Origin of the sequence: Acetobacter cibinongensis (assembly GCF_000963925.1) — a bacterium.
GTDB lineage: Bacteria > Pseudomonadota > Alphaproteobacteria > Acetobacterales > Acetobacteraceae > Acetobacter > Acetobacter cibinongensis.
Map to the genome: position 1 here is coordinate 113,233 of NZ_BAMV01000007.1, position 24,238 is coordinate 137,470.

Here is a 24,238-nt window from a genome sequence, read left to right on the forward strand (position 1 = left end):
TTGTTCAAGTCCCGCAAGGTCTGGCCACCCCTGCGCGCTTTTTTTGAAGGCCACAACGGCTCAAAGGCCGCATATCCTCTGGCGTAGCGTCACCCGATTGCGTAAACCCGTCCAGCCATGAGCAATCGTACCGAAGATTTTGATTTCCACCTGCCCGAAGCCCTGATCGCGCAGGAACCCGCCCGCCCGCGTGAAAGCGCCCGCCTGCTGGATGTGCCCCTGCACGGCCCGTTCAGAGACCTGCATATTTCAGACCTTCCCGGCATTTTGCAGCGGGGCGATCTGCTTGTGGCCAATGACACAGCCGTCATACGCGCCCAGTTGCACGCCATGCGCGGGGAAGCCCATATTGGTATTACGCTGGACCGTATCCTGCCGGACACCACATGGCATGTGCTGCTTCGCAACGCCAAACGCGTTAAGGTTGGGGACACCCTGACCTTTGCCAACACCCCGCACACCGCCACCGTTGTGGCACGGGAAGAAGGCGGCGGTGGCATCCTGCGCTTTACTGCGGAAGGGGAGGATTTTGATGCCTTCCTGCTGCATGTGGGTGCTCTGGCCTTGCCGCCCTATATCCACCGCCCCCACGGCCCGACAGAGCAGGACGCGCGGGACTACGCCACCATTTTTGAAGACCATAAAGGCGCTGTGGCAGCCCCGACTGCCGGGCTGCATTTTACCCCCGCCCTGCTGGATGCGGTTGATGCCACAGGCGCTGACCGTTGCACCCTGACCCTGCATGTGGGCGCTGGCACCTTTCTGCCCGTGCGGGACGACGATATTTCCAAGCACCACATGCATGCTGAGCGCGGCATTATTACGCCAGAAGTCGCCGCACGGATAAATGCAACACGCAAGGCTGGTGGCCGTATTATTGCCGTTGGCACAACTAGCCTGCGCCTGCTGGAAAGTGCTGCGGACGAACACGGTGTAGTGCATCCGTTTAACGCCGAGACCTCCATTTTCATTCGCCCCGGCTACCAGTTCCGGGCGGTGGATATGCTGATGACCAATTTTCATCTGCCCCGCTCCACGCTGTTCATGCTGGTCAGCGCTTTTGCCGGACAAGCCAGAATGCGGCAGGCTTATGAGCACGCCGTGCAAACGGGTTACCGCTTTTATTCCTATGGGGACGCCTGCCTGCTGCGCTGCGCCCACAGCATTCATACCCCCAATCCCTCTACCGGAGCCACACCATGAGCCGCTTTCACTGGACCTGCGAAAGCACGGATGGCGCTGCCCGTGCAGGCACTCTGCACACGGCCCACGGCCCTGTTGCCACTCCCACTTTCATGCCTGTGGGCACAGTCGGCACCGTAAAAGCCATGACCATGGATGCCGTGCGCTCAACCGGCGCAGGAATAGTCCTGGGCAACACCTACCACCTGATGCTGCGCCCCGGCGCAGAGCGCGTGCAGCAGCTTGGCGGCCTGCACAAGTTTATGGACTGGTCTGGCCCGATCCTGACGGATTCCGGCGGATTTCAGGTCATGTCTCTCGGCCCGCTCCGCAAGCTGGATCAGGACGGCGTGACCTTCAAATCCCACATTGATGGTTCGACCCACCGGCTGACACCAGAAAGCTCAACCGACATTCAGCACAAGCTGGATGCCACCATCACCATGTGTTTTGACGAATGCCCGGCGCTCCCTGCCCCGGTTGAAACCATTGCCAAGTCCATGCGCCTGTCCATGAAGTGGGCAGAACGGTCCCGGCAGGCTTTTATACAACGCGAGGGTTATGGTCAGTTTGGGATTGTGCAAGGCGGCACCGAGGCTGACCTGCGCGCCGAAAGCGTGAAAGCCCTGACCGATATTGGGTTTGAAGGCTATGCCATTGGCGGCCTAGCCGTAGGGGAAGGACAGGAACTGATGTTCTCTACCCTCAACACCACCGTACCCCTCATGCCGCAGTCTGCCCCGCGTTACCTGATGGGCGTTGGCACGCCGGATGACCTGCTTGGCAGCGTCATGCGCGGTGTCGATATGTTTGACTGCGTCATGCCCACACGAGCAGGCCGCACGGCCCGCGCTTATACAGAACGCGGCACGCTCAACCTGCGCAATGCCCGCCATGCGGGGGATGCACGACCAATCTCACCCCACTGCGACTGTCTGGCCTGCACGCGCCATAGCCGCGCCTATTTGCATCACCTGTTCCGGGCCAATGAAATTCTCGGCCCCATGCTGCTGACATGGCACAATATTGCCTATTATCAACGCCTGATGCGCCAGATTCGGGAAGCGATTCTGGAAAAACGGTTGGAAGCTCTGGCTCTTCAACTCCGGGCGGAATGGGCTGCTGAAGACTGGAGCGAGGATGAAATGCCGCAGCCTGTTATTCCGCCCGTTCCCTAACGCCTGCATGTTGGGACAATAACCAACATCCTCACAGCGTTATTGTCCCCCAACTAGAAGGATATGGTACCGCGTGGCTGAAGCCCCCGCCCACCCACTGCACAAGCTGGCGGACCGCATACGGGATAAGGCGCTGGCTCTTGGTTTTGATGCCATTGGGTTCTGCCCCGCCACCCTTGGCCCGGAAGTGCGGGAGCGCCTGACGGACTTTCTGGCCAAAGGCTATCATGGAGACATGGGGTGGCTGGCAGACCGCACGACGCAACGCACACACCCTCAAGCCTTATGGCCGGAAGCTCGAAGTGTTATTGCGCTTGGTGTCTCCTACGCGCCGGAAGGCGATGCCCTTGCCACATTAGCCAAAACAGAGTGCGGCAACATATCCGTCTATGCGCGGCACCGGGATTATCATGACCTGATAAAAGGCATGCTGAAGCATCTGGCCCAGTTTGTCGTCAAGGAAGGGCAGACCACTCTCAGCGCGACCCGCACCGGGGAACCACCGCAGGTCAAAGTGTTTGTTGATACCGCCCCCGTTTCGGAAAAACCTCTGGCAGAACAAGCCGGGTTGGGCTGGCAGGGCAAACACACCAACCTGGTTTCTCGCAGCCACGGAAGCTGGCTGTTTCTGGGCGAAATTTACACCACACTTGAGTTGCCGCAGTCTGCGCCATCCGGCGGACAGTGCGGTAGCTGCACCCGCTGCCTGACCGCCTGCCCCACGCAAGCCTTCCCGGCCCCGTACCAGATGGATGCGCGACGCTGCATTTCCTACCTGACCATAGAACATGCAGGCCCCATCCCACACGCCCTGCGTGCTGCCATAGGCACGCATATCTATGGGTGTGATGATTGCCTGGCAGTCTGCCCCTGGAACCGGTTTGCCACCGTATCCCGCCAGATCAAACTCCAGCCGCGCCCTGACCTGATAGCTCCCGAACTGGCAGACCTTGTACAACTGGATGACACTGCCTTCCGGCAACGCTTTTCTGGCTCTCCCATCAAGCGCATTGGGCGTGACAGGTTTATCCGCAATGTACTGACGGCCATTGGCAATAGTGGCAGGCAGGAGCTCATACCGTTGGCCAGTGCCCTCTGCCACGACCCAAACCCGGTTGTAGCAGAAGCCGCAGAATGGGCTGTCACACGGCTGGAAGGCCGCACACCATGAGCGCGCATTTACGCAAACGCAGCCTGATTTTATCCGGCCACGATACCAGTGTGGCGCTGGAGCCTGAATTCTGGCAGGTGCTGGACACACTGGCCCAGCAAAAACGGCTCCCCCTGCCCACTTTGGTCGCCAAGATAGATGCCGCCCGCACCCCCACCCAATCACTCGCCTCTGCCTTGCGGGTTTATGCACTCAAGAGCCTGCTACCGCCCGAAAACGAACTTCCCTCGTCTTGATATAAAGTGACGCAAACAGCCTGCCTCTCTTTGCAGAAAATTATACTTTGTTTTTCAAAGTTATTTGTGTACGGTGATTTCGCGAGATTTTTTCACCCCCTCTTTGTGTGCAAAGGCTGCCCGCATGACCCAGACATCCCATACGCTTCAGCAGGACATCAGCTTCCTCCGCACTCTGGCGGAAGCCGGACAAAATGTGCCCCTGACCTGCGGCCCCTACCTGATTGTAGCCGGACTGGTTTTTAGCAGCGCCAGCACGCTGGCCTGGGCGGCCACACACAACGCTCTGGGTCTGACACCCCACGCCATTGTCTGGATTTTTGCCGCTGCCATGGCAGTGAACTGGGGCGCGACGTGGCTGCTTTCGACCAGACTACAGCCCCATGGCGCGGCGTCAGCCTCCAACCGTGCTCTTAAATGGGTCTGGTCCGGGATCGGGAGTTGTATTGCCACGGTTTTTCTGGCGGCACTTATTCTAGACTGGAAGTTCCAGAGCCCGCTGGCATGGGCCTTGTTCCCGGCTCTTGTGCTGGGCCTTTATGGTGCAGCATGGCAGGTGACAGCCCTGCTTTCCCGCCAGCGTTGGGTATGGTGTGTTGCGGTGGGAGCCTTTGCAGGCGCGCTCCTTGTTTCTGCCCTAAGCAACCAACCGTCTGTTTTTCTGGCTTATGCAGGCCTCCTGCTCCTGCTGTCCGTGTTGCCGGGCTGCATACTGGTCCGTAAACAGGCGGCAGGATGAGGAGCGCATGACCCTGTTTGATATTCACCAGATTGATGAGACCATCCACGGTCGGGTACGGTTAGGCATCATGGCGTTCCTTGCCGCGAGTGGTACAGCGGACTTTACCAGTCTGCGCAAACATCTGGCTGTTTCAGACGGCAACCTGTCCACTCACCTCAAAAAACTGGAAGACGCTGCCTATATCGCGCAGCACAAATCGTTTGCCGGACGCAAGCCACTGACCCAGATTGAATTAACCCCTCAGGGCCGCACAGCATTTCTGGCTTATCTGGAGGCCATGAGCCGCCTTGTGAGTGCGTCTGCGATGTAACCTAAGGTGTGCGTGCAATCCTTACTTGCAACCAAAAGGGCAGAGGAGAGTTGCCTTCTCATGGCGTGACTAATCTTGTTATAGTCTCGGGTATGAGGGCTGCGGCATAACCAGCCGTCCCGCAAAAACAGGTTGAAAACAGACAGTATGGCTATTTGGGGTAAGATATTTGGTGGGGTCGCCGGGTTTGCCATGGGGGGGCCTGTCGGAGCGGCTCTTGGCACAGCACTCGGCCACGCGGCGGATAAGGGCACGTTGCTTAACCCACCTGCGGGCGGGTGGAGTGACCGGTTTTCCGCCCGCGCCAACCCGGATCCGGCCGGCGCTGCAACGTTCATGGCCGCCAAACTTGCCGCCGCCATGGGCAAGAAAGAGCAGCTTTACGGCCTGAGCAGCGTTATTCTGTGCGCCAAACTTGCCAAATGTGATGCCCCCGTAAACCGGCGGGAGATTAACGCCTTCAAAGCCCGCTTCCGCGTGCCGGACGAAAACATGCGCGAACTGGGCCGCCTGTTTGACATGTCCCGTCAGCGCACGGATGACTTTGAGGGCTTTGCGCGCGAACTCGGCCATGCTTACGCCACCGAGAAACAACCCCTGGAAGACCTAATGGGCGTGCTGTTTGGTATCGCCCGTGCTGACCTGGCCCCCGACGAACCCCTGACCAAAGAGGAACTGCACTTCCTCCAGCGGGTGCATGCCCTGTTTGGCCTGAGCCGGGGTGCCTGGGAACGGGCTGAGCAGGGCCGTGCCCGCCCGTCCATGATGGAAGATGATGCCTATGTGATCATGGGTATCGAGTCGTCAGCGTCCAACGAGGAAATACGCGCGCACTGGAAAATGCTTGTGCGCCAGTATCACCCGGACGTGATGACAGCCCGTAACGCCTCTCCTGCCGAAATTGAGGCAGCATCTGCCAAAATTTCCCGCATCAACGCGGCATGGGACGTAATAAAACGCGACCGGGGGCTGTGAGCACCCCCGCCAACTGAAGCAGGACTTGGAAGCATTTTTTGCTTTCACGCCCAAAACGTGGCTTAACTGCGTCTTTCGCGCAACAAAACTGTAAAAATTGTCTTTTGTTATGAACCTTAAGGCCCTGACTGCGCTTATTTTTCTCTACCCTGTCAGCAACGCAGAGAAGCCCTGCATTGCTTAGTCTCGTTCTCGTGGTAGACAGTGCGGCAGGATACCTCCTGCCATAATGGTCAGGATGTTTAAGGATACGTGACAGGGTGAAGGTGAAGGCGGCAATGAATTCTGGACGGAACGGCACACGACTCCGCCCCTGTGGTCAGGCACATACTGCTCAGGCTCAGGAAGCCCCTTCGGCATCCCGCCGTTTTGCCAAGCGCCACGCTGTTTTTGCTCTCTCACTTCTGACCCTTGCCGGGTGCAGCAGCATCAAAGCGCCAGTCCCCACGGACCCGGACGCTCTTGAAGACTACAAACAGGCGAATGACCCCTATGAGCCGCTGAACCGTAAAATTTACGGTGTGATGATGAAGGCGGACAAATGGGCGCTCCGGCCTGTTGCCAAGGCCTATGTATGGGCTGTGCCGCACCCTGTGCGAAACGCCTTTGGCAACATGATCCTGACCATGAACGAGCCTTCGGCCTTCTTTAACGATGTTGGGGCAGGCAAACCCCGCCGCGCAGGCGATGCCTTCGTGCGCTGGTGCATCAATATGTCCGTTGGTGTTGGCGGCCTGATAGACGTTGCCAAAATGGCGGGTTACCCGCACCAGGATAACGATGCAGGCCTGACACTGGCTAACTGGGGCATTCCGTCTGGCCCCTACCTGTTCCTGCCCATGGGCCCCTCCTCCATCCGTGACGGAATCGGGTACGGGATTGATCAGGGGCTTTCCCCCTGGAACTATGTGCCGCGTGGTTACGGTCTCGTGAGTTTCAACTGGGCCTATAACATGCTTGGTGTAGTGCATGGCCGCTCAGAGCATCTGGATGAACTGGATGCCTTGCAGCGTGATGCGCTGGACCCGTATGCCACCATCCGCAGTGCCTATCAGCAACAGCGCAAAGCCCATGCTGAGGCCATTAAAAACGACCACCGGGCCACTGTGCCACTGTGGTACCATGTCAAGAATAGACAACAAGGGTAGCACTGACATGACTTTCTTTTCCGGCCGTCGCCTTTTTCTCGGCTCCCTTGCTCTCCTGTGTGCAGGCAGCCTTGCTGCGGCCCCCGCCCGTGCAGCACAGAACACCCATCAGTTTATTGAGAGCTTCGGCAAGCAGCTTGTTGCTATTGTAAACAGCCCGGTTCCTCTTTCTGAAAAGAAAGAAAAGGTTCTGCCGCTGATCCAGAAGAATGTGGATATTGACGCCATTGGCCGCTATTGCCTTGGCCGTTACTGGAAAACAGCAACACCACAGCAGCAGAAAGAATATCTGGGCCTGTTCAACCAGATTCTGGTGAGCGCCATTACAGACAAGCTGGGTGACTATCGTGGCGTCAGCTTCACCATTGGTGCCATCACCAAATCTGGCGATGACGATTCTGTTGAAGCAACCCTCCTCCGCCCACAGCAGCCCCCTGCCAGCATGCAATGGATTGTCAGTTCCGCCAGCGGCACAGACAAAGTTGTGGACGTTATTGGGGAAGGTGCCAGCCTGCGCCTGACACAGCGCCAGGACTACTCAGCCTACATTGCCCGCAATGGAGGGAATGTTGATGCGTTGATCAAGGCTCTGAAACACCAGATTGAGCATCACTCAGCCTCGGCTCAGTAACGGCCCACCCGTTTTATCCGGTTACAAAAAAGCACCCATACCGGGTGCTTTTTTTATGCCTACATACTCTGGTTACGGTTGGCGTTTGCTTTCATAAACCAGCATGGTCTGCCCCTCGCGCACAAAGCGCTCGCATTCCTGCATCCCTATGCCTTTTAGAATACTGCGGGATGCCAGATTGCTCTCCTTCGCCACAGCTATCACCCTGCGTATGCCTGCGTTGTGGGTAAAACTGAGCGCGGCGTTAGCAGCCTCCCGCGCAATGCCGCGCCCGCTTGCCCAAGGGTAGAGCGCAAAGCGCAAGCCAAAGCCGCGCCCGTCTGGTCGGTCATGAATACCGGTCATGCCCACAAACCGCCCTTGTTCATGAATGGTGAAGATACCAACACGGTGGCAGGCCCAGAAGGCGATATCATCCGCCATTTCTTTCTCTGCCTGCTGGCGGGTACAGACACCGCCCAACATCTGACCGAAGGCACCGCCATCAGCTTTCAGGCGCACCATGTCTTCCATATCCCGCCAACTCACCGGCCGGAGCGTGAGACGCCCTGTGTTGAGAGTGCGTGCATCAGTCATGAAAAGCCCTCCCGCTCAGGGGGGAAATACACAAAACCCTGCTCCGGTGAAGAGCAGGGTTTTGCAAAACAATAACTGGAACGACCAGAGAGAGATAAAGTGCTCTCCCAAGCCGTCAGCCAGACCTTAGCGTGCGATAGGGCGATAACGAATGCGGCCCGGCTCGGTTGCATCAGCACCAAGGCGGCGGCGTTTGTCTTCTTCATAAGCCTGGAAGTTACCCTCAAACCATTCGACGTGGGAATCCCCTTCGAAGGCCAGAATATGCGTTGCCAGACGGTCAAGGAACCAACGGTCATGGGTAATAACCACGGCACAACCGGGGAATTCAGCCAAGGCTTCTTCCAAGGCACGCAGGGTGTCCACGTCAAGGTCGTTGGTTGGTTCGTCAAGCAGCAGCACGTTGCTTTCCTGACGCAGCATTTTGGCCAGATGCACGCGGTTACGCTCACCACCGGACAGAATGCCAACCTTCTTCTGCTGGTCAGAGCCTTTGAAGTTAAAGGCCCCCACATACGCACGGGACGGCACTGAGCGCTTACCCAGATAGATCACATCCGTACCGCCGGAAATTTCTTCCCACACGGTCTTGTTGGGGTCCAGATCATCACGGGACTGGTCAACATAGCCCAGCTTGACGGTCTCACCAATTTTCAGCTCACCGGAATCCGGCTTTTCCGCACCCACAATCATTTTGAACAGGGTGGATTTACCAGCACCGTTCGGCCCGATCACCCCAACAATGCCACCCGGTGGCAGCTTGAAGTTCAGGTCATCAATCAGCAGGCGGTCCCCAAAGCCTTTGCACAGATGGTCGGCTTCAATAACCGTGCCACCCAAACGTGGGCCGGGTGCAATAACGATATCTGCCACGCCGTTCTGCTTTTCAGCACTGGCGGCCAGCATTTCTTCATAGCGGGCAATACGGGACTTGCTTTTGGCCTGACGGGCCTTGGGGCTGGAGCCAATCCACTCCTGCTCGGCAGCAAGGGCACGCTGGCGAGCACTTTCCTCTTTTTCTTCCTGAGCAAGACGCTTGCGCTTCTGTTCCAGCCAGGAGGAATAGTTGCCTTCAAACGGCAGACCACGGCCACGCTCGATTTCAAGAATCCAGTTGGTCACGTTATCCAGGAAGTAACGGTCATGGGTAATGACCATGACGGTGCCCTGATAGTCATGCAGGGTTTTTTCCAGCCAGGCCACGCTTTCTGCGTCAAGATGGTTGGTTGGTTCGTCAAGCAGCAGAATGTCTGGTTTTTCAATCAGCAGGCGGCACAGGGCCACACGGCGGCGCTCACCACCGGACAGTTTGTCAACCGGGCTGTCAGCAGGGGGGCAGCGTAGGGCGTCCAGCGCAATTTCAAGCTTGCGGTCCAGCTCCCAGCCATCGCCTGCATCAATTTTTTCCTGCAATTCGGCCTGTTCGGCCAGCAGGGCGTTCATTTCCTCGTCGCTCATGGGCTCGGCAAAACGCATGGAAATTTCGTTAAACCGGTCCAGCGCCTTTTTCAGCTCACCAAAGCCAAGGGCCACATTCTCCCCAACCGTCAGTTTGGGGTCAAGCTGGGGTTCCTGCTCCAGATAGCCAACCTTGACGCCTTCAGCCGCCCAAGCTTCACCGCCATATTCCTTATCAATCCCGGCAATAATTTTGAGCAGGGTTGATTTACCGGCACCGTTGACGCCGAGCACACCAATTTTAACGCCGGGCAGGAAGGAGAGCGTAATGCCCTTGAACACTTCGCGCCCGCCTGGATAGGACTTGGTGAGGTCCTTCATCACATAGACGTATTGATAGGATGCCATGAGATGAACCCCCGCAAATGAATGGTGGCGCGCCGTATAAGGACGTGAAAAGAAAAACCTGCGCCCGGCAGGACTTGAACCCGCAACCTAGCCGTTATGAGCGGCCCGCTCTAACCAATTGAGCTACAGGCGCACACAGGTAGGCCCTGATTTACGCAACCTGAGCCATTTGGCAAGGGTTAGAGCACGAAAATAACCAAAAAACCTTATAGCTGTTCCCGCTTGGCAAGAAGCACCGCTGTGGATAGGGTCTGACATCCGTATTTTTAGTGCTGGAGTACGTTATGGACGTATCAAAAATTTCCGCCGGTAAAGATGTACCATTTGACATCAATGTCGTTATTGAGATCCCGCAGGGGTCTTCCGTAAAATACGAAGTGGACAAAGACAGCGGGGCCATTTTTGTTGACCGCTTCCTGTTTACACCCATGGCCTACCCCACGGCTTACGGCTTCATTCCCGGCACGCTGGCCGCTGATGGTGACCCGACCGATGCACTGGTGCTGACCCCCGCCAACGTGGTGCCTGGCTCCGTTATCCGGTCACGCCCGATTGGCGTACTGAAGATGGAAGACGAATCCGGTCAGGACGAAAAAATCATCTGCGTCCCGCACGACAAGATCCACCCGCAGTTCAGCAAAGTGGAAAGCATTGCGGACCTGCCGGAAATCACGGTTAAGGCCATCGAACATTTCTTTACCCGCTACAAAGACCTTGAACCCGGCAAATGGGTCAAAGTAACCGGCTGGGGCACCCGCGAGGAAGCTGCAGACTTCATCCGCAGTGGTGTGGAAGCTGCCAAGAAGGCCTAAGCCTTCACTCAGCACACAAGATAAAGGCTACCAATACGGTAGCCTTTGCCTGCCTCTTTTTACAGAACAGTTCGGTCATTTTAAGCATTCATGCAGACCGAAGCCTGCCTTCTCCAAATTTATACCTTCAAAGTTACATTTTTATCGTCATCTTAAATTTTATTTGTGTATAAGTTGTAAGATATTAGGAGTGGTCGATGCTGCAATTTCATAAATCTGCTTTTTTATGGCGTTATCTCATATGTTCCGGTGTTGCAGCGCTTGCCCTGCACCCTCTTGCTTCCAAAACAGCCGCGGCCGAAACGGCTACATTTGCCCATTCCCGCCACCATAACGTTGAAATAGATTTTGCCGACCCGGCAGCCCGGTGCGCTGCGACCGACTTACACCTGAAAATGGCCATTACCCCGGAAAGCCATGACATTGGTGCTGTTGAGCAGCAGATCCATCTGGCCAACGCATTGGGCCGAAAGCTGGCAACAGACCACCAGTGCGCCGCCGTGCAGTCTGTAGATATTGCCGTCATTCAAAACGGATCTGAAGCCCGGCACCTTCAGGCCACCAAAGGCACCAACTGGCAGTTTGCCGAGGTTGCCGCGAGCCAGCCTGCTCCACAGGCCCAACCGTCCCCCCCACTTCCCCCTGTGCCTGATGCATTGGGTGCCGCAGCCGTAACTGTGCCCCCTGCCCCAGCAATTGATGCGCCCGCCCCCGCCGCAGTTCCGGCTCAGGCGCAGGACGCAGCGCCTCCGGCACCGCCACCACCACCTGTTGTTCTTCCTGAAGGATATATGGGCTTACTCGCCCTGCTGGTCCGCCATAACCCGGCGCTACTGGACAATGAAAACATTCAGGCCTGCTGGGCACGCCATGCTTTCCAGCGCGACTTTTTTGCCGCCCAAGGCAACGAATTCCGGAAACATGAGGTTGAGAACAGAGCTAGGACAGACCTGGCCCAGATCAGCCAGCAGATCCCGGCGGGCACCCTTCAAGCCAATCTGGCTGTGCGGCTTGGCGAGTATGACTTCAAACAGTCCTCCTTTCCGGTGGCACTCAATGGCAATGTTCTGACACTCTCCAGCACCTGCGATATGTCTGACACGACAGTTCCCGGTCAGGTTGGCCTGAAGCTGGGTGAAACTGCGCCAACATTCCGCCTGCCTATGCCTGCTGCCGAAGCAGAACAGTTCCTGAAACAGCGGACGCGCTTTGGCTTCATCAACCGCGAGATGATGGCCATTCTGACCTTCCATGTAGAAGACAGCCAACTGGGCAAGATGACGGATAGCACGCCACAGCCTGTTGCGCTGACGCATGTGAAAATCTACAGCGACACGGACAAAACCAGCCTTCTTGCTGACATTGGCCCAGACGCACTGGAAAACATGCGTAAGGCACAGGACGCCGCAAAAGCCGCCCAGCAGGCCAAGGAAGCTGCCCAGCAACAGGCTGAAAACCGGCGCAGAATGGCTGAACGCGTGCAGAATGCCAGCCGGTCTGAAAAACTGGCCATGTGGGTTGGCCAGAATACCCGTGGCTTTAATGCGCCAGACCTGGACACCATCCGGAATGTCCGCGCCAGAGCCATGATGCAGGGTGCCCCTGTGGATGCCATTCTGCTTGTTCAGGCGGACGGCAGTGGCCGCGCCCAAGTGCCAACCAAATGGCCGGGCAAACTGAACCTGACTACGCCCAAGGATCAGCCTGCCCTCTCCAGCGGCACATGGTATCTTGTGCAAGGGCCGGTCAGTGTTCCTGAGAAAGGGGACTTCCCCGCGGCTGAAATGACTGTGCAAACCCTTCATGCCTGCCAGCAGGACCAGTGCAAGGACGCGGAAGACCCACAGGCCCTTCTGGCCGCCCTTCAGCCCACCGTTACACCCTGAACCGGGTTTTTAGAACGCCGGTTTGCGGAACCTTTTTTTTTGCTCACGCCTTTTCCAATACGGGATCGCACCAATGAAATCTCTTCTGACATTTGACACGCTGATTACACCCAAATTCATCAAATTCTTTTTCTATGTTGGCGTGTTTTTCTGCATGCTGACTGGCTTTGGAACATTTATTTCCATTCTGCTCGGCTGCATTAATGGGGCACAGATGTCTGGCTCCTCTTCTGCTATGGGAGCTATTCTCGGCCTGATTCTCGGCGTTATCGCGGGCACCATTGTGACACTTGTGGGCATTGTTCTGGCCCGTGTTTCCAGTGAACTGACGTTGGTTATCTTCATGATCCGGGATGAGCTTGCCTGGCAGCGTGAAAACACGACCAAATCCTCTCTCTCCTAAGGCCGAACCCATGCAGTCTGGCACATACAGCACAGCGCCTCTGGCGCAGGGGAAGCCGGACCCGAACCTTCTGCTCCCCCCACTTTCCGCCCTTGCCCCTCCCGGCAAGCTGGCAGAGGCAGGCCCCGCTCAGGCTTTTGCCCCTATGGACACAGCGTCTGTTGATGGTGTGCTCAAGCGAGCAGAAGCCTTGTGGGGTGAACATGGTCCGCGCATCAAAAGCTCGACCAAGGCCACGGCGGACCAGCTTGGCAAGCTTGCCAGCACAGTCGTGCATCAGGGGGAAGATACCCTGCAAGGCCTGCGCACAACCATGGCAGACCCGGAAAAACGGTCTGGTTTATGGGCACGTTACCGCACTATATTTATAGGCGGTGGTATTGCCCTGATTGTGCTGGCAGGGGCCGGTTGGGGCGTGGCGCGCCACGAAGCCAGTACGATAGCTGATAAGAAAGTTCAGGAGTTTCTCAGTCAGTCTGGCCTGTCGCCTTATGTCAAATACGAGTCTGTCAGTGCATCGCCCTTCGGGTCTGTCACCCTGCACAATGTGCGGGTTCAGTCCTCCAGAGCGGGCACGCCGCCTCTCAAAATTGGCGCTCTGTCAGCCAGTGGTCTGTCATCTTCCAGCACACTGCCAAACTCTCTTGACCTGACAGCCAGCGACATTGATTGCCCACTGAATGATGTAGGAACCTATACAGGCGGCACGTTCCGGGGCGAAGGGCTGAGAACGCTGGGCTATACCCATGTTACGGGAAATGCCTCGCTTTCCTATACCCTTTCTGGGCAGACACTCCGCTTTGCCTCCCAGTCCGACTTTGACAAAATTGGTGGCTGGTCTGTCAATTTTGATCTTGGCGGGGTGCCTGTAGAGCAACTCAGGGCGGCCTCTAGCATGGCTCAGAACAACCCGGAAGAAAGCGTTCTGATGCTAATGCAACTGGCATCACAGTCTAATACTGCTGTGTTGAACAGTGCATCGCTTAAATTGGATAATTCCGGACTAATCCAGCGTGCGCAAGCCGTGCCAAATACACAGTTTCCGCAAACGGTGACTGTGCCTGAGTCCGCTTCTCCCTTGGACAAGTGGACCACACAGGGTGGCAAGCTGACCGTTACAGCGCAGCCGCAACAGCCGCTACCTGTCATGACGCAAGGGTTTTTGGGGCAACCTACTCTTAACCCTGCCTTTAACACCCTTCGCCAGTTTATTGCCGCAACCCATGCGGACGTAACGGCAAACTAAAAGACAGGGGCTGGTGTACGTAAAAAGCCAGCCCCCCTCTTTATTCTACTGTTAATCCAGTTCGATTGTAGAGTCCGGTTTTTTGCCTGACGTTGAGGCTGCTTTTTTAGCGGGCTGACGGGTTTTGACGTGTGGGCGCTGTACCGGAGCAGTTTCCGGAGCCTGCGCTGCATAGCCCGGCAGAACGTTATGGTAGGCAATCATGCACTGTACATACGTATTGTTATATTGCGTCTGAAGGCCATCCTGCTGGTTTTGGGAATAATAGGCCCCGCCGCCGCTGCCGCCCAACGCACCTGCGGCAGCACCAATACCAGCGCCTGCCCCGCCGCCAGCCGCAGCACCAAGGCCAGCACCCAGCGCAGTTGTGGCCAAAGCCCCGTAAATTGCTCTATGATTTTGATGTTCAGCCTGCCCACTAATGGCCTGAGAAGCCTGATTACGGCAAAACTGCTGCTCCTGCAGAAAGACATTATAGTCCTTACCAGGGCCGGGCAGAACCTGTGCAGTTGGTGCTGTTGGGGTTTCCGCACATGCGGCAAGAGAAAGCAGTGCTGCCAGAGGAATGAGGGCTTTAGTATTGAGCGACATTGATATCCTCGAATAAAATTTTACCTGTTGTTTTTACACTATATTCACGACCATACGAAGGCTTATATTCTACAAATATGGCGCTCTTCAAAATGACCAAACTATAAGTTTCCATCTACAATAGTCCCGGTATGGAACCGCTTCATACAGGCGCTGTTTTACACCTAAGCTATCGCTTTCAGTTTCATTACTCCGCTCCTTATGCCTGTCGTTTTTTATCTCACACCATGAGTATGAAATATGTTGCCAAAATACGCGCTTATCAAACCATGAAAATGAGCAGACATTTGGTCTGTTGTTGTTTTCAGGAGTAAGGCAGCTATGGCCGCTCATACCTCACATCCGGTTACCGGGCGCCAGCCTGTGCTGTTTGTTCCCCATGGCGGCGGCCCATGCTTTTTTATGGACTGGCCCATGACGTGGGACGCCATGGAGGCGTATTTACGCAACTTGCGCCACTGCCTACCCCAGACGCCAGACGCCATACTGGTTGTTTCCGGCCACTGGGAAAGTGCTGTTCCCACCCTGACAGCGGCCAAGGCACCTGGTCTGATTTACGATTATTCTGGCTTTCCACCGCACACCTACCAGTTGCGTTACCCTGCTCCCGGCTCCCCGGCGCTGGCACAGCAAACGGCTGATCTCCTCACACAAGCTGGTATTCCAAGCGCTACTGACCCTGCCAGAGGGCTGGACCATGGGGTGTTCATTCCTCTTATGGTGGCGTTTGAGGAAGCAACTATTCCGGTGGTCGAACTCTCCTTGCAGCACACTCTCGACCCCGCGCTTCATATCCGTATAGGGCAGACGCTCGCCCCTTTACGGGATCAGAACGTGCTGATTCTGGGCACAGGCATGAGCTACCATAACCTGCGGCACTTCATGACCGCAGACCCCACTACCAATGACGCCGCCCGTGCTTTTGATACGTGGCTGCTACATGCGGCCTGCCTACCGGAAGCCGAGCGTAACCAGAGTCTGACCCAATGGCAGGCAGCCCCCGCTGCCAAACTATGCCACCCGCGTGAAGAGCACCTTTTGCCTCTTATGGTTGTAGCGGGCGCTGCGGGCGCAGACCAAGGCCAACGCACCTATGCCGATACCGTTAACGGCAAGGCGCTTTCCGGTTTTGGGTTTGGCCTCTCCCCTTCTCCCACTGCGCCTATGGCCCAGCCTCGTGCCGTCAGTCCGGCTTGAGCACCATAGGCCGCCCTCCTCCCTTTCCGTTCACACAAACAAGGTCGTTTTCTTATGCTGAAGAAATTTCTAGTCCTCACACTCACTGCAACGGCACTAGCTGGCACGACATTGTCCGGCGCTCAGGCTGCCTCTTTTTCAGACGTGCAGAGCGGTAACTACGCCATTGAACCAACGCACACGCAGGTTCTGTTCTCTCTGCTGCATTTTGGTTTTACGCCTTACGTAGGCCTATTTTCCAACGCGAGCGGCACGCTGAAACTGGACACGGCCCATCCTGCTGCTTCCCGCCTGCAAGTCACTGTTCCGGTCAACAGCGTGCAGACCACCAGTGATAAACTGACAGCCGAACTCCAGCAGGCAGACTGGTTTGACGCAGCCCACTACCCTACCGCCACCTTTACCTCCTCTAAAATAACGCCAGATGGCAAAGGGGGCGCTACCATTACTGGTACCTTTACCCTGCATGGCATTACCAAACCCCTGACCCTGCATGCCACCTATGTTGGGTCTGGCGTAAACCCGATGGACAAAGCCTATACGGTTGGGTTTCAGGCCACCGGCGTTATCAAGCGCAGTGACTACGGCGTGAACAAATATGTGCCGGTTGTGGGTGATGATGTGACACTCACCCTTGCTGGCGCGTTTGAAAAGCAGCCCTGATTTCCGGCCCTTAACAAGGCTGCCCCTGCCTATGATGGAGGGGCAGCTCTGCCTGCACAGCCTGTAACCTGCTGAACAGACAGAAAAAATAACAAAAATGCATTTTTTTCGATAAAGCCTGTTGCCAAACAAAAAATCCCCGTTATAAGACGCGACATACCAACGCACATCACTGATGAGCGTCTGGACTGCGGGTGTAGCTCAGTTGGTTAGAGCGCCGGCCTGTCACGCCGGAGGTCGCGGGTTCGAGCCCCGTCACTCGCGCCACTTTCTCTCAAAAATCTAATTTTTACAGAGAAAGGGCGCGACCCCTCAGGGGGTTTCTCTTTCCCATACAATATTGCCCTCTGCACAGCGTCTCTTCTGACACGCCCCCTTGCAGGCCCTACGCAAAATGGCCCAGCACGAGCCGAGCCATTTTTCATAAGAACAAAGAAGAAAACGCAACGCTTAAACGTTGTTTCAAAAGTTCAGATCTGAGGTCTAGGCTGGGCCTTACCCTGACTGAACAGGTGGCTTTGTCGCCCCGACGCAATACCATCGGGGCAGAAGACACCACATTCAGGGGGGGGGTAAGGTACTTCAGACCAATTCAAGCCACTTTTGAAAAGAGGTTCTTAGTCACCCAGCGCAGCAGCACCCTGCAAGGCAACTGCTACGGCATGCACGGTGGCGGCAATACGCACAGAGGTCTGCACGGCTTCGGCACCCAGTGCTTCACGCACAATTTTCTCGTGGCTGGTTACACACAGGTCACACCCGTTGATGGCAGACACAGCCAGAGACCAGAGTTCAAAGTCTGCTTTTTCCACGCCGGGGCGGCCAATAACGCTCATGCGCAATTGCGCAGGCATTTTGCCGTAGTCACCGCCCGCCATATGCACAAAGCGATAGTAAATATTGTTCATGCCCATAATAGCAGCAGCCGCCTTGGCAGCGTTCAGGGCGTCTGGTGTCAGCTTGTCTGCAAATTCCGCCACAATGGCCTTGGTCACGTCATCGTTGCGGGATGCAATAGCAGAAGCCACAAAGGTACCAGCCAACTGCTGCGGAGTCAGGCTGACATCGTTTGCAAGAGAACCAAGGTTCAGGCGCAGGTCTTTTGCGTAGTCGGGAATACGGTCTTTCAGGGCATCCAGAGACATCTGATTATCCTTGCAAAATGAGAACGTGAAAAGCCACAGGCGTAATACCCGTGCCAAAATTCTGACACCACAAACGGCGCAGACAGCGATCCAGAAAAAATTGAGGTGCTACATCCTCTTGCCGTACGAACAAGGGCGTAGCGCAGGCAGGGTACGAGACCTTGCACAATGGTAAGCCCCTACTGTGCGGAGCTACCCTGCAAGGTGGCACACACCACCTTGCAGAAAGCCTGTACCGGACCTGCCGGTACAGGAAAGCCAACTGGCCTCAGACTTTAATAAAGTCGTCGCCCTGTTTCCAGTTGCAAGGGCACAGCTCGTCGCTCTGCAGGCCGTCCAGAATACGCACGATTTCCTGCGGGTTACGACCAACGGATAGGTCATTGACGGACACATGGCGGATGATGCCCTGTGGGTCGACCACAAACGTTGCACGCAGGGCAACGCCAGCGTCCTTCGCCATAACGCCCGTGCCTTCGGTCAGCTCACGCTTGATGTCTGCCAGCATCGGGATCTGAAGGCCCTTGAGGTCTTCATGGTGCAGGCGCCAGTTCAGGTGAACGAACTCGCTGTCGATGGACACGCCATACACAACGGCATCACGGTCTGCGAAGTCTTTTGCCAGCTTGCCGAAAGCCACGATTTCGGTCGGGCAAACAAACGTGAAGTCTTTTGGCCAGAAGAAAACAACTTTCCACTTACCAGCGTCAGACTTGTCAGAAATCTGAACAAACTCACCCTTAAGGCCTTCAGGGCCACCCGGAACGGCAGTGAGGTCAAAGCTTGGGAACTTATCACCAACGGTCAGCATAAGCTTGCTCCTTAGTATCAGGTTCAAAATACAACGTTGCCTGTGCATCGCTGCTTGTGAAACTCTATATGACGCGGCATGTTCATTTATGCCAATGAATATTTTATATCAAAACCATCGAAATCATCGATTACGATCTGAACCCCGCGTCAGGCCGTAAGTATCACCACAGTTTCGGCCTTCGGGCCTGATGTTTTTAAAGGTCTGACATGTTTCCCCTGCCCTCAGCACAGCAGTTGCGTTACCTGATAGCCCTTTCGGAACTGCGTCATTTCGGGCGGGCTGCCGCAGCATGTGCCGTCACACAATCCACCCTGTCGGCAGGCATCATGGCGCTGGAGCGCCAGTTGGATGCCCAGTTACTGGACCGCACAGTGGGCAAGAAGGTTGTTTTCACACCTTTGGGGCATGAAATTGCCCTCAAGGGCCGCCGGGCGCTGGAAGCACTGGAAGCTGTGCCGCAACTGGCGGCCGCAGCCCGCACACCGCTTACCGGCCCGCTCCGGCTGGGTATTATTCCTACAATCGGGCCTTTTCTGGTGGCCCCCATTGTCAAAACCATTCGGGCACGTTTTCCCCAGATCACCCTCTCCATCACTGAGGATACGACAGAGCATCTGCTGGAAAAACTAGCATTGGGGCGGCTGGATATTCTTGTGCTGGCCATGCCCTGCCTGTGCGACGGCACGGAAACTCTGCCCCTGTGGCGGGACCCGTTTCAGGTCATCATGCCTGATGGGCACCCTCTGGCGTCCCTGACGCATGTGCCCGTTGAGCGGCTGGAAGACCAGAGGATGATCATGATGGAAGACGGACATTGTCTGCGGGAACAAACACTGGCGGTCTGCCGTCAGGGCCGTGGGTGGGATAGCTCGGATGGAGAGGGCGACTCCACATTCACCGCAACCTCCCTCCATACCATGGCGGATATGGTTGAGCTGGGGCTGGGCATAGGGGTTGTGCCTGCACTGGCCACGGAAAACGGGCTGCTGGCCAGCCACAAGGTCATTACCCGCCCTCTCTCTGGTGGGCCAGTATGGCGCACAATCGGGCTGGCATGGCGGCCCCGCTCCCCCCGTGCGGCAGATTTCCATACTCTGGCGACTGCCTTTGCAGCACTCGCCCCACACCCGGAAGAAAGCTCCGTTGCAGCCAAAAGCCCACAATCAGGCCATTAAATACCGGAAAACAGCCTAAAACCGAAAGAAAATGGCGCTTTGCAGGCCGAAAACATTGACTCATATAAGCAGGCTCGGTATGTGCGCTCACAACTTGTTTCCACTTCATTGAGTATTGGCGGAGAATAACGGGCCATGAAAATCAGAAACAGCCTGAAATCGGCCAAGGTGCGCGATAAAGACTGCCGTGTAGTACGGCGTCGCGGCCGGGTTTATGTTATCAACAAAAAGAACCCCCGCATGAAAGCTCGTCAGGGCTAATCCATGCTTTCTCCGGCCCTCTTTGGCTGGCTGAAAACGCATGACATGTGCGCAACCCGTTTTTCTGCTTTGCAGGGAAGCGGGTTTTTGCGTTCTGGCACGCCACGCCCGTTTCTGGTGCTGGCAGGGGCCGTTCTGGTACTGAGTGGCGGCATTGCACCGCTTTCTTCCGGCATGGCAGAAACCCGGCCCCATCAAACACAGCACCCCAAGACTCCGCCCCATACGTCTCATAGCCTGACCCAGCACGCATCCCGCCCGGCTGGTCATGCTGCGGCTCCGGCAACGCCCCCCAGTGCCGAACCTGCACCGGCTGCACCTAAGGTGGACACTGCCCAGCCCGCTCCAACTGCCCAGAAACCCGCCACGCCTGCCAAAGCTGAAGACCAGATTGCCCAACTGTCGGACCAACTGGCCAAGGCAAAAACACCTGAACAGGCGCATGGGCTGGAGGCTGCGCTAGAGACTCTGCGCGCCGCAGACATTTCCCCCACCACGCAACTCCTCCTGCGCAGGGCCGAAAAAGATACTGCCAACAGCAAACCGGATGAGGCCGTGGAGGACCTGAGCGATGCCATCGCCCTGCAATCCGATAAAGCTATCCTGTGGCGCTCCCGTGCGCAGATGCGCCTTGTTGCGGGAGACCTGAATGGGGCTGTGCAGGATCTGGGAGCCGCCTTGCAACGCGACCCGCGCGATGCGCAAAGCTGGGCCTTGCTGGCAACGGTTGAGGAGCACCGCAAGGATGGCCCCGCAGCCCTGAAAGCCTGGCAGAAAGTTATGGCACTCAACCCTATGGCAGACCGCGCCCATAAAAGGCTGGATGCGCTGCACATCAAGGCTTACGGGCAACCAACCTGAGGCCCGTTAAAAAACGCCGGGAACAGTCCCGGCGTTTTGTACTCAGGCCTGTTGGTTTTCAATCAGACTTTTACGAATCTTCCGGCCCCGCTCAATGCGGTCCACAATATAGGCTTCATCCCCCCACCGGATGGCGCGGGCCATGGCCTGTGCGTCTTCCATAAAACGGGCCAGCATTTCCAGCAGGGCTTCACGGTTCAGAAGAAAAATATCGCGCCACATCGTCGGGTCTGACGCAGCAATACGCGTAAAGTCCCGGAAGCCTGATGCCGCAAAGTCCAGCACCTCGGAACGTGTTTCATCTGCCAGATCATCTGCTGTGCCGCAGATGGTAAATGCCAGCAGATGCGGTAGATGACTGACGATAGCGCAAACACGGTCATGGTGCGCGGGTGTCATGTCCCGCAGGCGGGCACCACAGCGCTCCCACAGTGTTCTTACCGCCTCTATTGCAGCATGTGGCGTAGCCTCCAGCGGCGTGAGCAGGCACCAGCGGTTTTCAAACAACGTGGCAAACCCGGCATCCGGGCCGGAAAACTCTGTTCCCGCCATAGGGTGCGCAGGCACATACGGGACATCTGGCCGCAAATACGGGCTGATGGCCTCAATGACCGAAACCTTGGTGGAACCCACTTCTGTCAGAATGGCACCCGGCTTCATAGCGGGCAGCACTGCTGCGGCAACAGGCCCCATGACACCCACGGGCACACACAGCATCACACAGTCTGCGCGTGCTGCGGCTTCTGCTGCGTTATCCGTAACTTCGTCCGCAATGCCCAGTTCTGCCACGCGGGCACAGACGGCGGGGTCTTTATCCACGGCGATAACATGGCGGGCCAGCCCCCCATACTCCTTGGCGCGCCGCAGGACGGAAGACCCAATCAGCCCTGGCCCAATAACAACGAGGGTCTCAAAAACGGGAGGAAGGTCTCTGGTGTCAGATGGTGTCTGCACGCTCTTATTCTTTCACCACGGAAGAGGTTGGCACATAAGCCGCATCTGGTGTCTGTACGGGTTCAGGCCGCGTGGTGGCCCGCAGACCCCGCATTTCCATAAACTGCCACAGCAGCAGGACAGGGATACCCAGCGCCAGCTCACGCCCCCGGCGCAACAGTGACAGCCCCAGCGAGACGGAGGACTCAAGCCCGAAGGCATGGCCGAGCGCAATATAGGCCCCCTCCTGCACACCAAGGCTACCCGGCACCAAAAACCCGACGGACATGATGGCGCAGGTCACACCTTCTACAGCAATGGCGTTAGGAAAGCTCAGGCCCGCGCCCATCAGGTTGGCAGCCAGCCACAGCATGGCGGCACTGCTGATCCAGCCCAGAAAATGGTAAAAAGCTGAGCCACAAATACGCAAGGGGTGGCTCCACACCGCCTCCATCCGTTCTTGCAGGTTTCCAGCACCGGTCAGCAGATTATCGTGCCACTGGGCTGCCAGACTGCTGGAAAACTTGCTCCCCAACCGGCGGAAGATGTGGCCACCGTTACGCTGGGTCCAGACAAAGCCTGCCGTTCCCACCATCAGGAACACAGCCCCGAAGATAACCGGCACCACAAACGGGCTGTTGCGCTGGTGCGCCACAAGAAAAGCCACACCCAGCAGCACAAAGGCCGTCTGGCCCATGACCTCGGTTGTAATATCCACAAGGTTGGCCGCAGTAGCCTCCGGCAGGTCCACCGCGCGAGAGTCGCGCTTATGAAAGCCGTGGCCAGAGCACGTTGCCCGTATGCCAATAACAATCCCCCCAAGTTGGGAGAAAGGCAGGCATGTGGCCGCTGCATCCCGCACCATGCGCGCACCCAGCAGGCGCAGATATCCAATCTCAGGCACGGCGGAATACCAGGCCAACCCCAGCACGCCATTCACGGCCAACTGGCAGCATACCATGAGAAGGAACCCGCCCAGACCAATACGCATGACAGCGTGCATGACAGAGCCAAAGCCACTCCAGGCAACGGCTGCAGTAATGGCCACCAGGCCGAGCAAAGTGAGAAAAATAGTAAGCTTTTTCAATGCCTAAGCTCTATCTCCCCAGGATGCCCCCTTTGGGCCTCCCAGCACCCTGCCTCTCGTTGGCGGACAGGGGGGGTATGTTCTTGTGTGACCGTCCACTTACACCAGCATAGGGTCTGGCGCCACCTTGGGCGGCAGGATAAAGAAGCAGACCATCTGTTCGGTCTCTGTACCGTGTTATTTCATACCCTTGTGGGAGCGCCCTTTCATGACCGCCCATACGCTTGTCACCGGTGCCACAGGTTTTGTTGGCTCTGCTGTAGCCCGCACCCTGCTGGAACGCGGACACTCCTTGAGGCTGATGGTGCGCGAAGGCAGTGACCGACGCAACATTGCCGACATCCCCGCCGAGCTGGTGGAAGGTGACCTCTCCCGCCCGGACACATTTGCGCGCGCCGTTGAAGGCTGCCGCTATGTGTTTCATGTGGCCGCAGACTACCGCCTGTGGGTGCCAGACCCAGCCCCCATGATGACCGCCAACGTGGAGGGCACGCGCCTGCTCATGCTGGCAGCCCAGAAGGCAGGCGTTGAACGCATTGTCTATTGCTCATCCGTGGCGGCCCTCGGCCTGGTTGGTGATGGCACCGTGTCTGATGAAAACACGCCCGTGCATGAACACGGGGTGATTGGCATTTACAAGCGCTCCAAATACCGGGCGGAGCAGGAGGTGCTGCGCCTTGTGAAGGAGCAGGGCTTGCCAGCGGTTATTGTTAACCCTTCCACCCCCGTTGGCCCCCGCGACATCAAACCCACCCCTACCGGGCAAATGATTCTGGATTGTGCTGCCGGACGTATGCCCGCTTATGTGGATACAGGCGTGAACATCGTACATGTGGATGATGTGGCAGAGGGCCATGCGCTGGCGCTGGAACGCGGCACCATTGGCGAGAAATATATTCTGGGTGGCCAGAACTATCTGCTGCGGGACCTGTTTGCCATGGTCTCTGAAATTGCCCATGTGCCCCCGCCGCGTATCAGCCTGCCCCAGAACGTGATCTGGCCGGTGGCTGTGGCCTCTGAGTGGCTGTCCCGCTCTTTTGGCTTCTCTCCGCGCGTCACGCGGGAAATGCTGGCTATGTCCCGCAAGAAAATGTTCTTCTCTTCAGACAAAGCCATGCAGGACCTGGGCTATGCGCCGCGCCCGGCCCGCAAGGCTGTTGAAGATGCCATCACATGGTTCCGTAATAACGGTATGCTGAAATAAGGAGT

At 56.9% G+C, this 24,238-nt stretch carries 26 protein-coding genes and 2 tRNA genes; 20 read left to right on the forward strand and 8 right to left on the reverse strand.

What is annotated here, in order from left to right:
- The first annotated feature begins 117 nt into the window (after positions 1 to 117).
- From queA to Abci_RS03660, 9 genes are all read left to right on the forward strand, one after another.
- Positions 118 to 1,203 (forward strand): tRNA preQ1(34) S-adenosylmethionine ribosyltransferase-isomerase QueA, encoded by a 1,086-nt coding sequence (queA, locus tag Abci_RS03620; protein WP_048837782.1) that lies wholly within the window; start codon positions 118 to 120, stop codon positions 1,201 to 1,203.
- On the forward strand, positions 1,200 to 2,360 hold the full coding sequence (gene tgt, locus Abci_RS03625) for a tRNA guanosine(34) transglycosylase Tgt (RefSeq protein ID WP_048837783.1): 1,161 nt from the start codon (positions 1,200 to 1,202) through the stop codon (positions 2,358 to 2,360). Before queA ends, tgt begins: the two co-directional genes overlap by 4 nt.
- Positions 2,361 to 2,433: 73 nt before the next feature.
- Positions 2,434 to 3,531 (forward strand): tRNA epoxyqueuosine(34) reductase QueG, encoded by a 1,098-nt coding sequence (gene queG / locus Abci_RS03630; RefSeq protein ID WP_048837784.1) that lies wholly within the window; start codon positions 2,434 to 2,436, stop codon positions 3,529 to 3,531.
- Entirely contained in the window at positions 3,528 to 3,767 is a 240-nt protein-coding gene (locus Abci_RS03635; RefSeq protein ID WP_048837785.1) for a ribbon-helix-helix domain-containing protein, read from the forward strand. The genes queG and Abci_RS03635 overlap by 4 nt, the downstream gene beginning before the upstream one ends.
- Before the next feature lie 124 nt (positions 3,768 to 3,891).
- Complete coding sequence (locus tag Abci_RS03640; RefSeq protein ID WP_048837786.1) at positions 3,892 to 4,506, forward strand: hypothetical protein; 615 nt, start codon at positions 3,892 to 3,894, stop codon at positions 4,504 to 4,506.
- Between the two features lie 7 nt (positions 4,507 to 4,513).
- Positions 4,514 to 4,819, forward strand: a complete 306-nt coding sequence (locus Abci_RS03645) for a winged helix-turn-helix domain-containing protein (protein ID WP_048837787.1) — start codon at positions 4,514 to 4,516, stop codon at positions 4,817 to 4,819.
- Positions 4,820 to 4,966: 147 nt separating this feature from the next.
- On the forward strand, positions 4,967 to 5,794 hold the full coding sequence (locus Abci_RS03650; RefSeq protein WP_048837788.1) for a TerB family tellurite resistance protein: 828 nt from the start codon (positions 4,967 to 4,969) through the stop codon (positions 5,792 to 5,794).
- Positions 5,795 to 6,072: 278 nt separating this feature from the next.
- Positions 6,073 to 6,942, forward strand: coding sequence for an MlaA family lipoprotein (locus Abci_RS03655; protein WP_048837789.1), 870 nt, complete (start codon positions 6,073 to 6,075; stop codon positions 6,940 to 6,942).
- 7 nt (positions 6,943 to 6,949) lie between these two features.
- Positions 6,950 to 7,573 carry an MlaC/ttg2D family ABC transporter substrate-binding protein gene (locus Abci_RS03660; protein ID WP_048837790.1) on the forward strand — a complete coding sequence of 208 codons (624 nt, stop codon included), beginning with the start codon at positions 6,950 to 6,952 and terminating at the stop codon, positions 7,571 to 7,573.
- Positions 7,574 to 7,645: 72 nt separating this feature from the next.
- Here Abci_RS03660 and Abci_RS03665 read toward each other — a convergent pair whose 3' ends face one another.
- The 3 genes from Abci_RS03665 to Abci_RS03675 all read right to left on the reverse strand — a co-directional run bounded on the left by Abci_RS03665 (position 7,646) and on the right by Abci_RS03675 (position 10,088).
- On the reverse strand, positions 7,646 to 8,149 hold the full coding sequence (locus Abci_RS03665) for a GNAT family N-acetyltransferase (protein WP_048837791.1): 504 nt from the start codon (positions 8,147 to 8,149) through the stop codon (positions 7,646 to 7,648).
- A 126-nt stretch (positions 8,150 to 8,275) separates the two neighbouring features.
- The gene (ettA, locus tag Abci_RS03670) at positions 8,276 to 9,955 is read right to left on the reverse strand and encodes an energy-dependent translational throttle protein EttA (protein WP_048837930.1); all 1,680 of its coding nucleotides are present in this window, start codon (positions 9,953 to 9,955) and stop codon (positions 8,276 to 8,278) included.
- Positions 9,956 to 10,014: 59 nt separating this feature from the next.
- Positions 10,015 to 10,088: transfer RNA gene (locus Abci_RS03675), tRNA-Ile, on the reverse strand.
- A gap of 151 nt (positions 10,089 to 10,239) precedes the next feature.
- Here Abci_RS03675 and ppa point away from each other — a divergent pair.
- From ppa to Abci_RS03695, 4 genes are all read left to right on the forward strand, one after another.
- On the forward strand, positions 10,240 to 10,767 hold the full coding sequence (gene ppa, locus Abci_RS03680) for an inorganic diphosphatase (protein WP_048837792.1): 528 nt from the start codon (positions 10,240 to 10,242) through the stop codon (positions 10,765 to 10,767).
- A gap of 197 nt (positions 10,768 to 10,964) precedes the next feature.
- Positions 10,965 to 12,653 carry a DUF4852 domain-containing protein gene (locus Abci_RS03685; protein WP_048837793.1) on the forward strand — a complete coding sequence of 563 codons (1,689 nt, stop codon included), beginning with the start codon at positions 10,965 to 10,967 and terminating at the stop codon, positions 12,651 to 12,653.
- Positions 12,654 to 12,726: 73 nt separating this feature from the next.
- Positions 12,727 to 13,056, forward strand: a complete 330-nt coding sequence (locus Abci_RS03690) for a DUF4282 domain-containing protein (protein ID WP_048837794.1) — start codon at positions 12,727 to 12,729, stop codon at positions 13,054 to 13,056.
- A gap of 10 nt (positions 13,057 to 13,066) precedes the next feature.
- The gene (locus Abci_RS03695) at positions 13,067 to 14,302 is read left to right on the forward strand and encodes a hypothetical protein (RefSeq protein WP_048837795.1); all 1,236 of its coding nucleotides are present in this window, start codon (positions 13,067 to 13,069) and stop codon (positions 14,300 to 14,302) included.
- Positions 14,303 to 14,353: 51 nt separating this feature from the next.
- On the opposite strand, the gene Abci_RS03700 is transcribed toward Abci_RS03695, so the two are convergent.
- Positions 14,354 to 14,893 carry a glycine zipper family protein gene (locus tag Abci_RS03700; protein ID WP_244877573.1) on the reverse strand — a complete coding sequence of 180 codons (540 nt, stop codon included), beginning with the start codon at positions 14,891 to 14,893 and terminating at the stop codon, positions 14,354 to 14,356.
- Between the two features lie 321 nt (positions 14,894 to 15,214).
- Between Abci_RS03700 and Abci_RS03705 the strand changes: the two genes are divergently transcribed.
- The 3 genes from Abci_RS03705 (at position 15,215) to Abci_RS03715 (ending at position 17,020) form a co-directional block, all read left to right on the forward strand.
- Positions 15,215 to 16,090, forward strand: a complete 876-nt coding sequence (locus Abci_RS03705) for a DODA-type extradiol aromatic ring-opening family dioxygenase (protein ID WP_048837796.1) — start codon at positions 15,215 to 15,217, stop codon at positions 16,088 to 16,090.
- A 54-nt stretch (positions 16,091 to 16,144) separates the two neighbouring features.
- Entirely contained in the window at positions 16,145 to 16,753 is a 609-nt protein-coding gene (locus tag Abci_RS03710; protein WP_084597502.1) for a YceI family protein, read from the forward strand.
- Between the two features lie 190 nt (positions 16,754 to 16,943).
- A tRNA-Asp gene (locus Abci_RS03715) sits at positions 16,944 to 17,020 on the forward strand.
- 350 nt (positions 17,021 to 17,370) lie between these two features.
- On the opposite strand, the gene Abci_RS03720 is transcribed toward Abci_RS03715, so the two are convergent.
- Complete coding sequence (locus Abci_RS03720; RefSeq protein WP_048837797.1) at positions 17,371 to 17,898, reverse strand: carboxymuconolactone decarboxylase family protein; 528 nt, start codon at positions 17,896 to 17,898, stop codon at positions 17,371 to 17,373.
- Between the two features lie 268 nt (positions 17,899 to 18,166).
- Complete coding sequence (locus tag Abci_RS03725; RefSeq protein WP_048837798.1) at positions 18,167 to 18,709, reverse strand: peroxiredoxin; 543 nt, start codon at positions 18,707 to 18,709, stop codon at positions 18,167 to 18,169.
- Positions 18,710 to 18,918: 209 nt separating this feature from the next.
- Here Abci_RS03725 and Abci_RS03730 point away from each other — a divergent pair, with 209 nt between their 5' ends.
- The 3 genes from Abci_RS03730 to Abci_RS03740 all read left to right on the forward strand — a co-directional run bounded on the left by Abci_RS03730 (position 18,919) and on the right by Abci_RS03740 (position 21,009).
- A complete protein-coding gene (locus tag Abci_RS03730) occupies positions 18,919 to 19,887 on the forward strand; it encodes a hydrogen peroxide-inducible genes activator (protein WP_048837799.1) in 969 nt (322 codons plus the stop codon).
- Positions 19,888 to 20,022: 135 nt separating this feature from the next.
- Complete coding sequence (gene ykgO, locus Abci_RS03735) at positions 20,023 to 20,148, forward strand: type B 50S ribosomal protein L36 (RefSeq protein WP_003625637.1); 126 nt, start codon at positions 20,023 to 20,025, stop codon at positions 20,146 to 20,148.
- Between the two features lie 3 nt (positions 20,149 to 20,151).
- A complete protein-coding gene (locus tag Abci_RS03740; RefSeq protein WP_048837800.1) occupies positions 20,152 to 21,009 on the forward strand; it encodes a tetratricopeptide repeat protein in 858 nt (285 codons plus the stop codon).
- A 42-nt stretch (positions 21,010 to 21,051) separates the two neighbouring features.
- Here the strand turns inward: Abci_RS03740 and Abci_RS03745 are convergent, their stop codons facing one another.
- Both Abci_RS03745 and Abci_RS03750 read right to left on the reverse strand, forming a co-directional pair.
- A complete protein-coding gene (locus Abci_RS03745; RefSeq protein WP_048837801.1) occupies positions 21,052 to 21,963 on the reverse strand; it encodes a prephenate dehydrogenase/arogenate dehydrogenase family protein in 912 nt (303 codons plus the stop codon).
- 4 nt (positions 21,964 to 21,967) lie between these two features.
- Positions 21,968 to 23,029 (reverse strand): lysylphosphatidylglycerol synthase domain-containing protein, encoded by a 1,062-nt coding sequence (locus Abci_RS03750; RefSeq protein WP_048837802.1) that lies wholly within the window; start codon positions 23,027 to 23,029, stop codon positions 21,968 to 21,970.
- 208 nt (positions 23,030 to 23,237) lie between these two features.
- Between Abci_RS03750 and hpnA the strand changes: the two genes are divergently transcribed.
- Positions 23,238 to 24,233 carry a hopanoid-associated sugar epimerase gene (gene hpnA, locus Abci_RS03755; protein ID WP_048837803.1) on the forward strand — a complete coding sequence of 332 codons (996 nt, stop codon included), beginning with the start codon at positions 23,238 to 23,240 and terminating at the stop codon, positions 24,231 to 24,233.
- Positions 24,234 to 24,238: the final 5 nt, after the last annotated feature.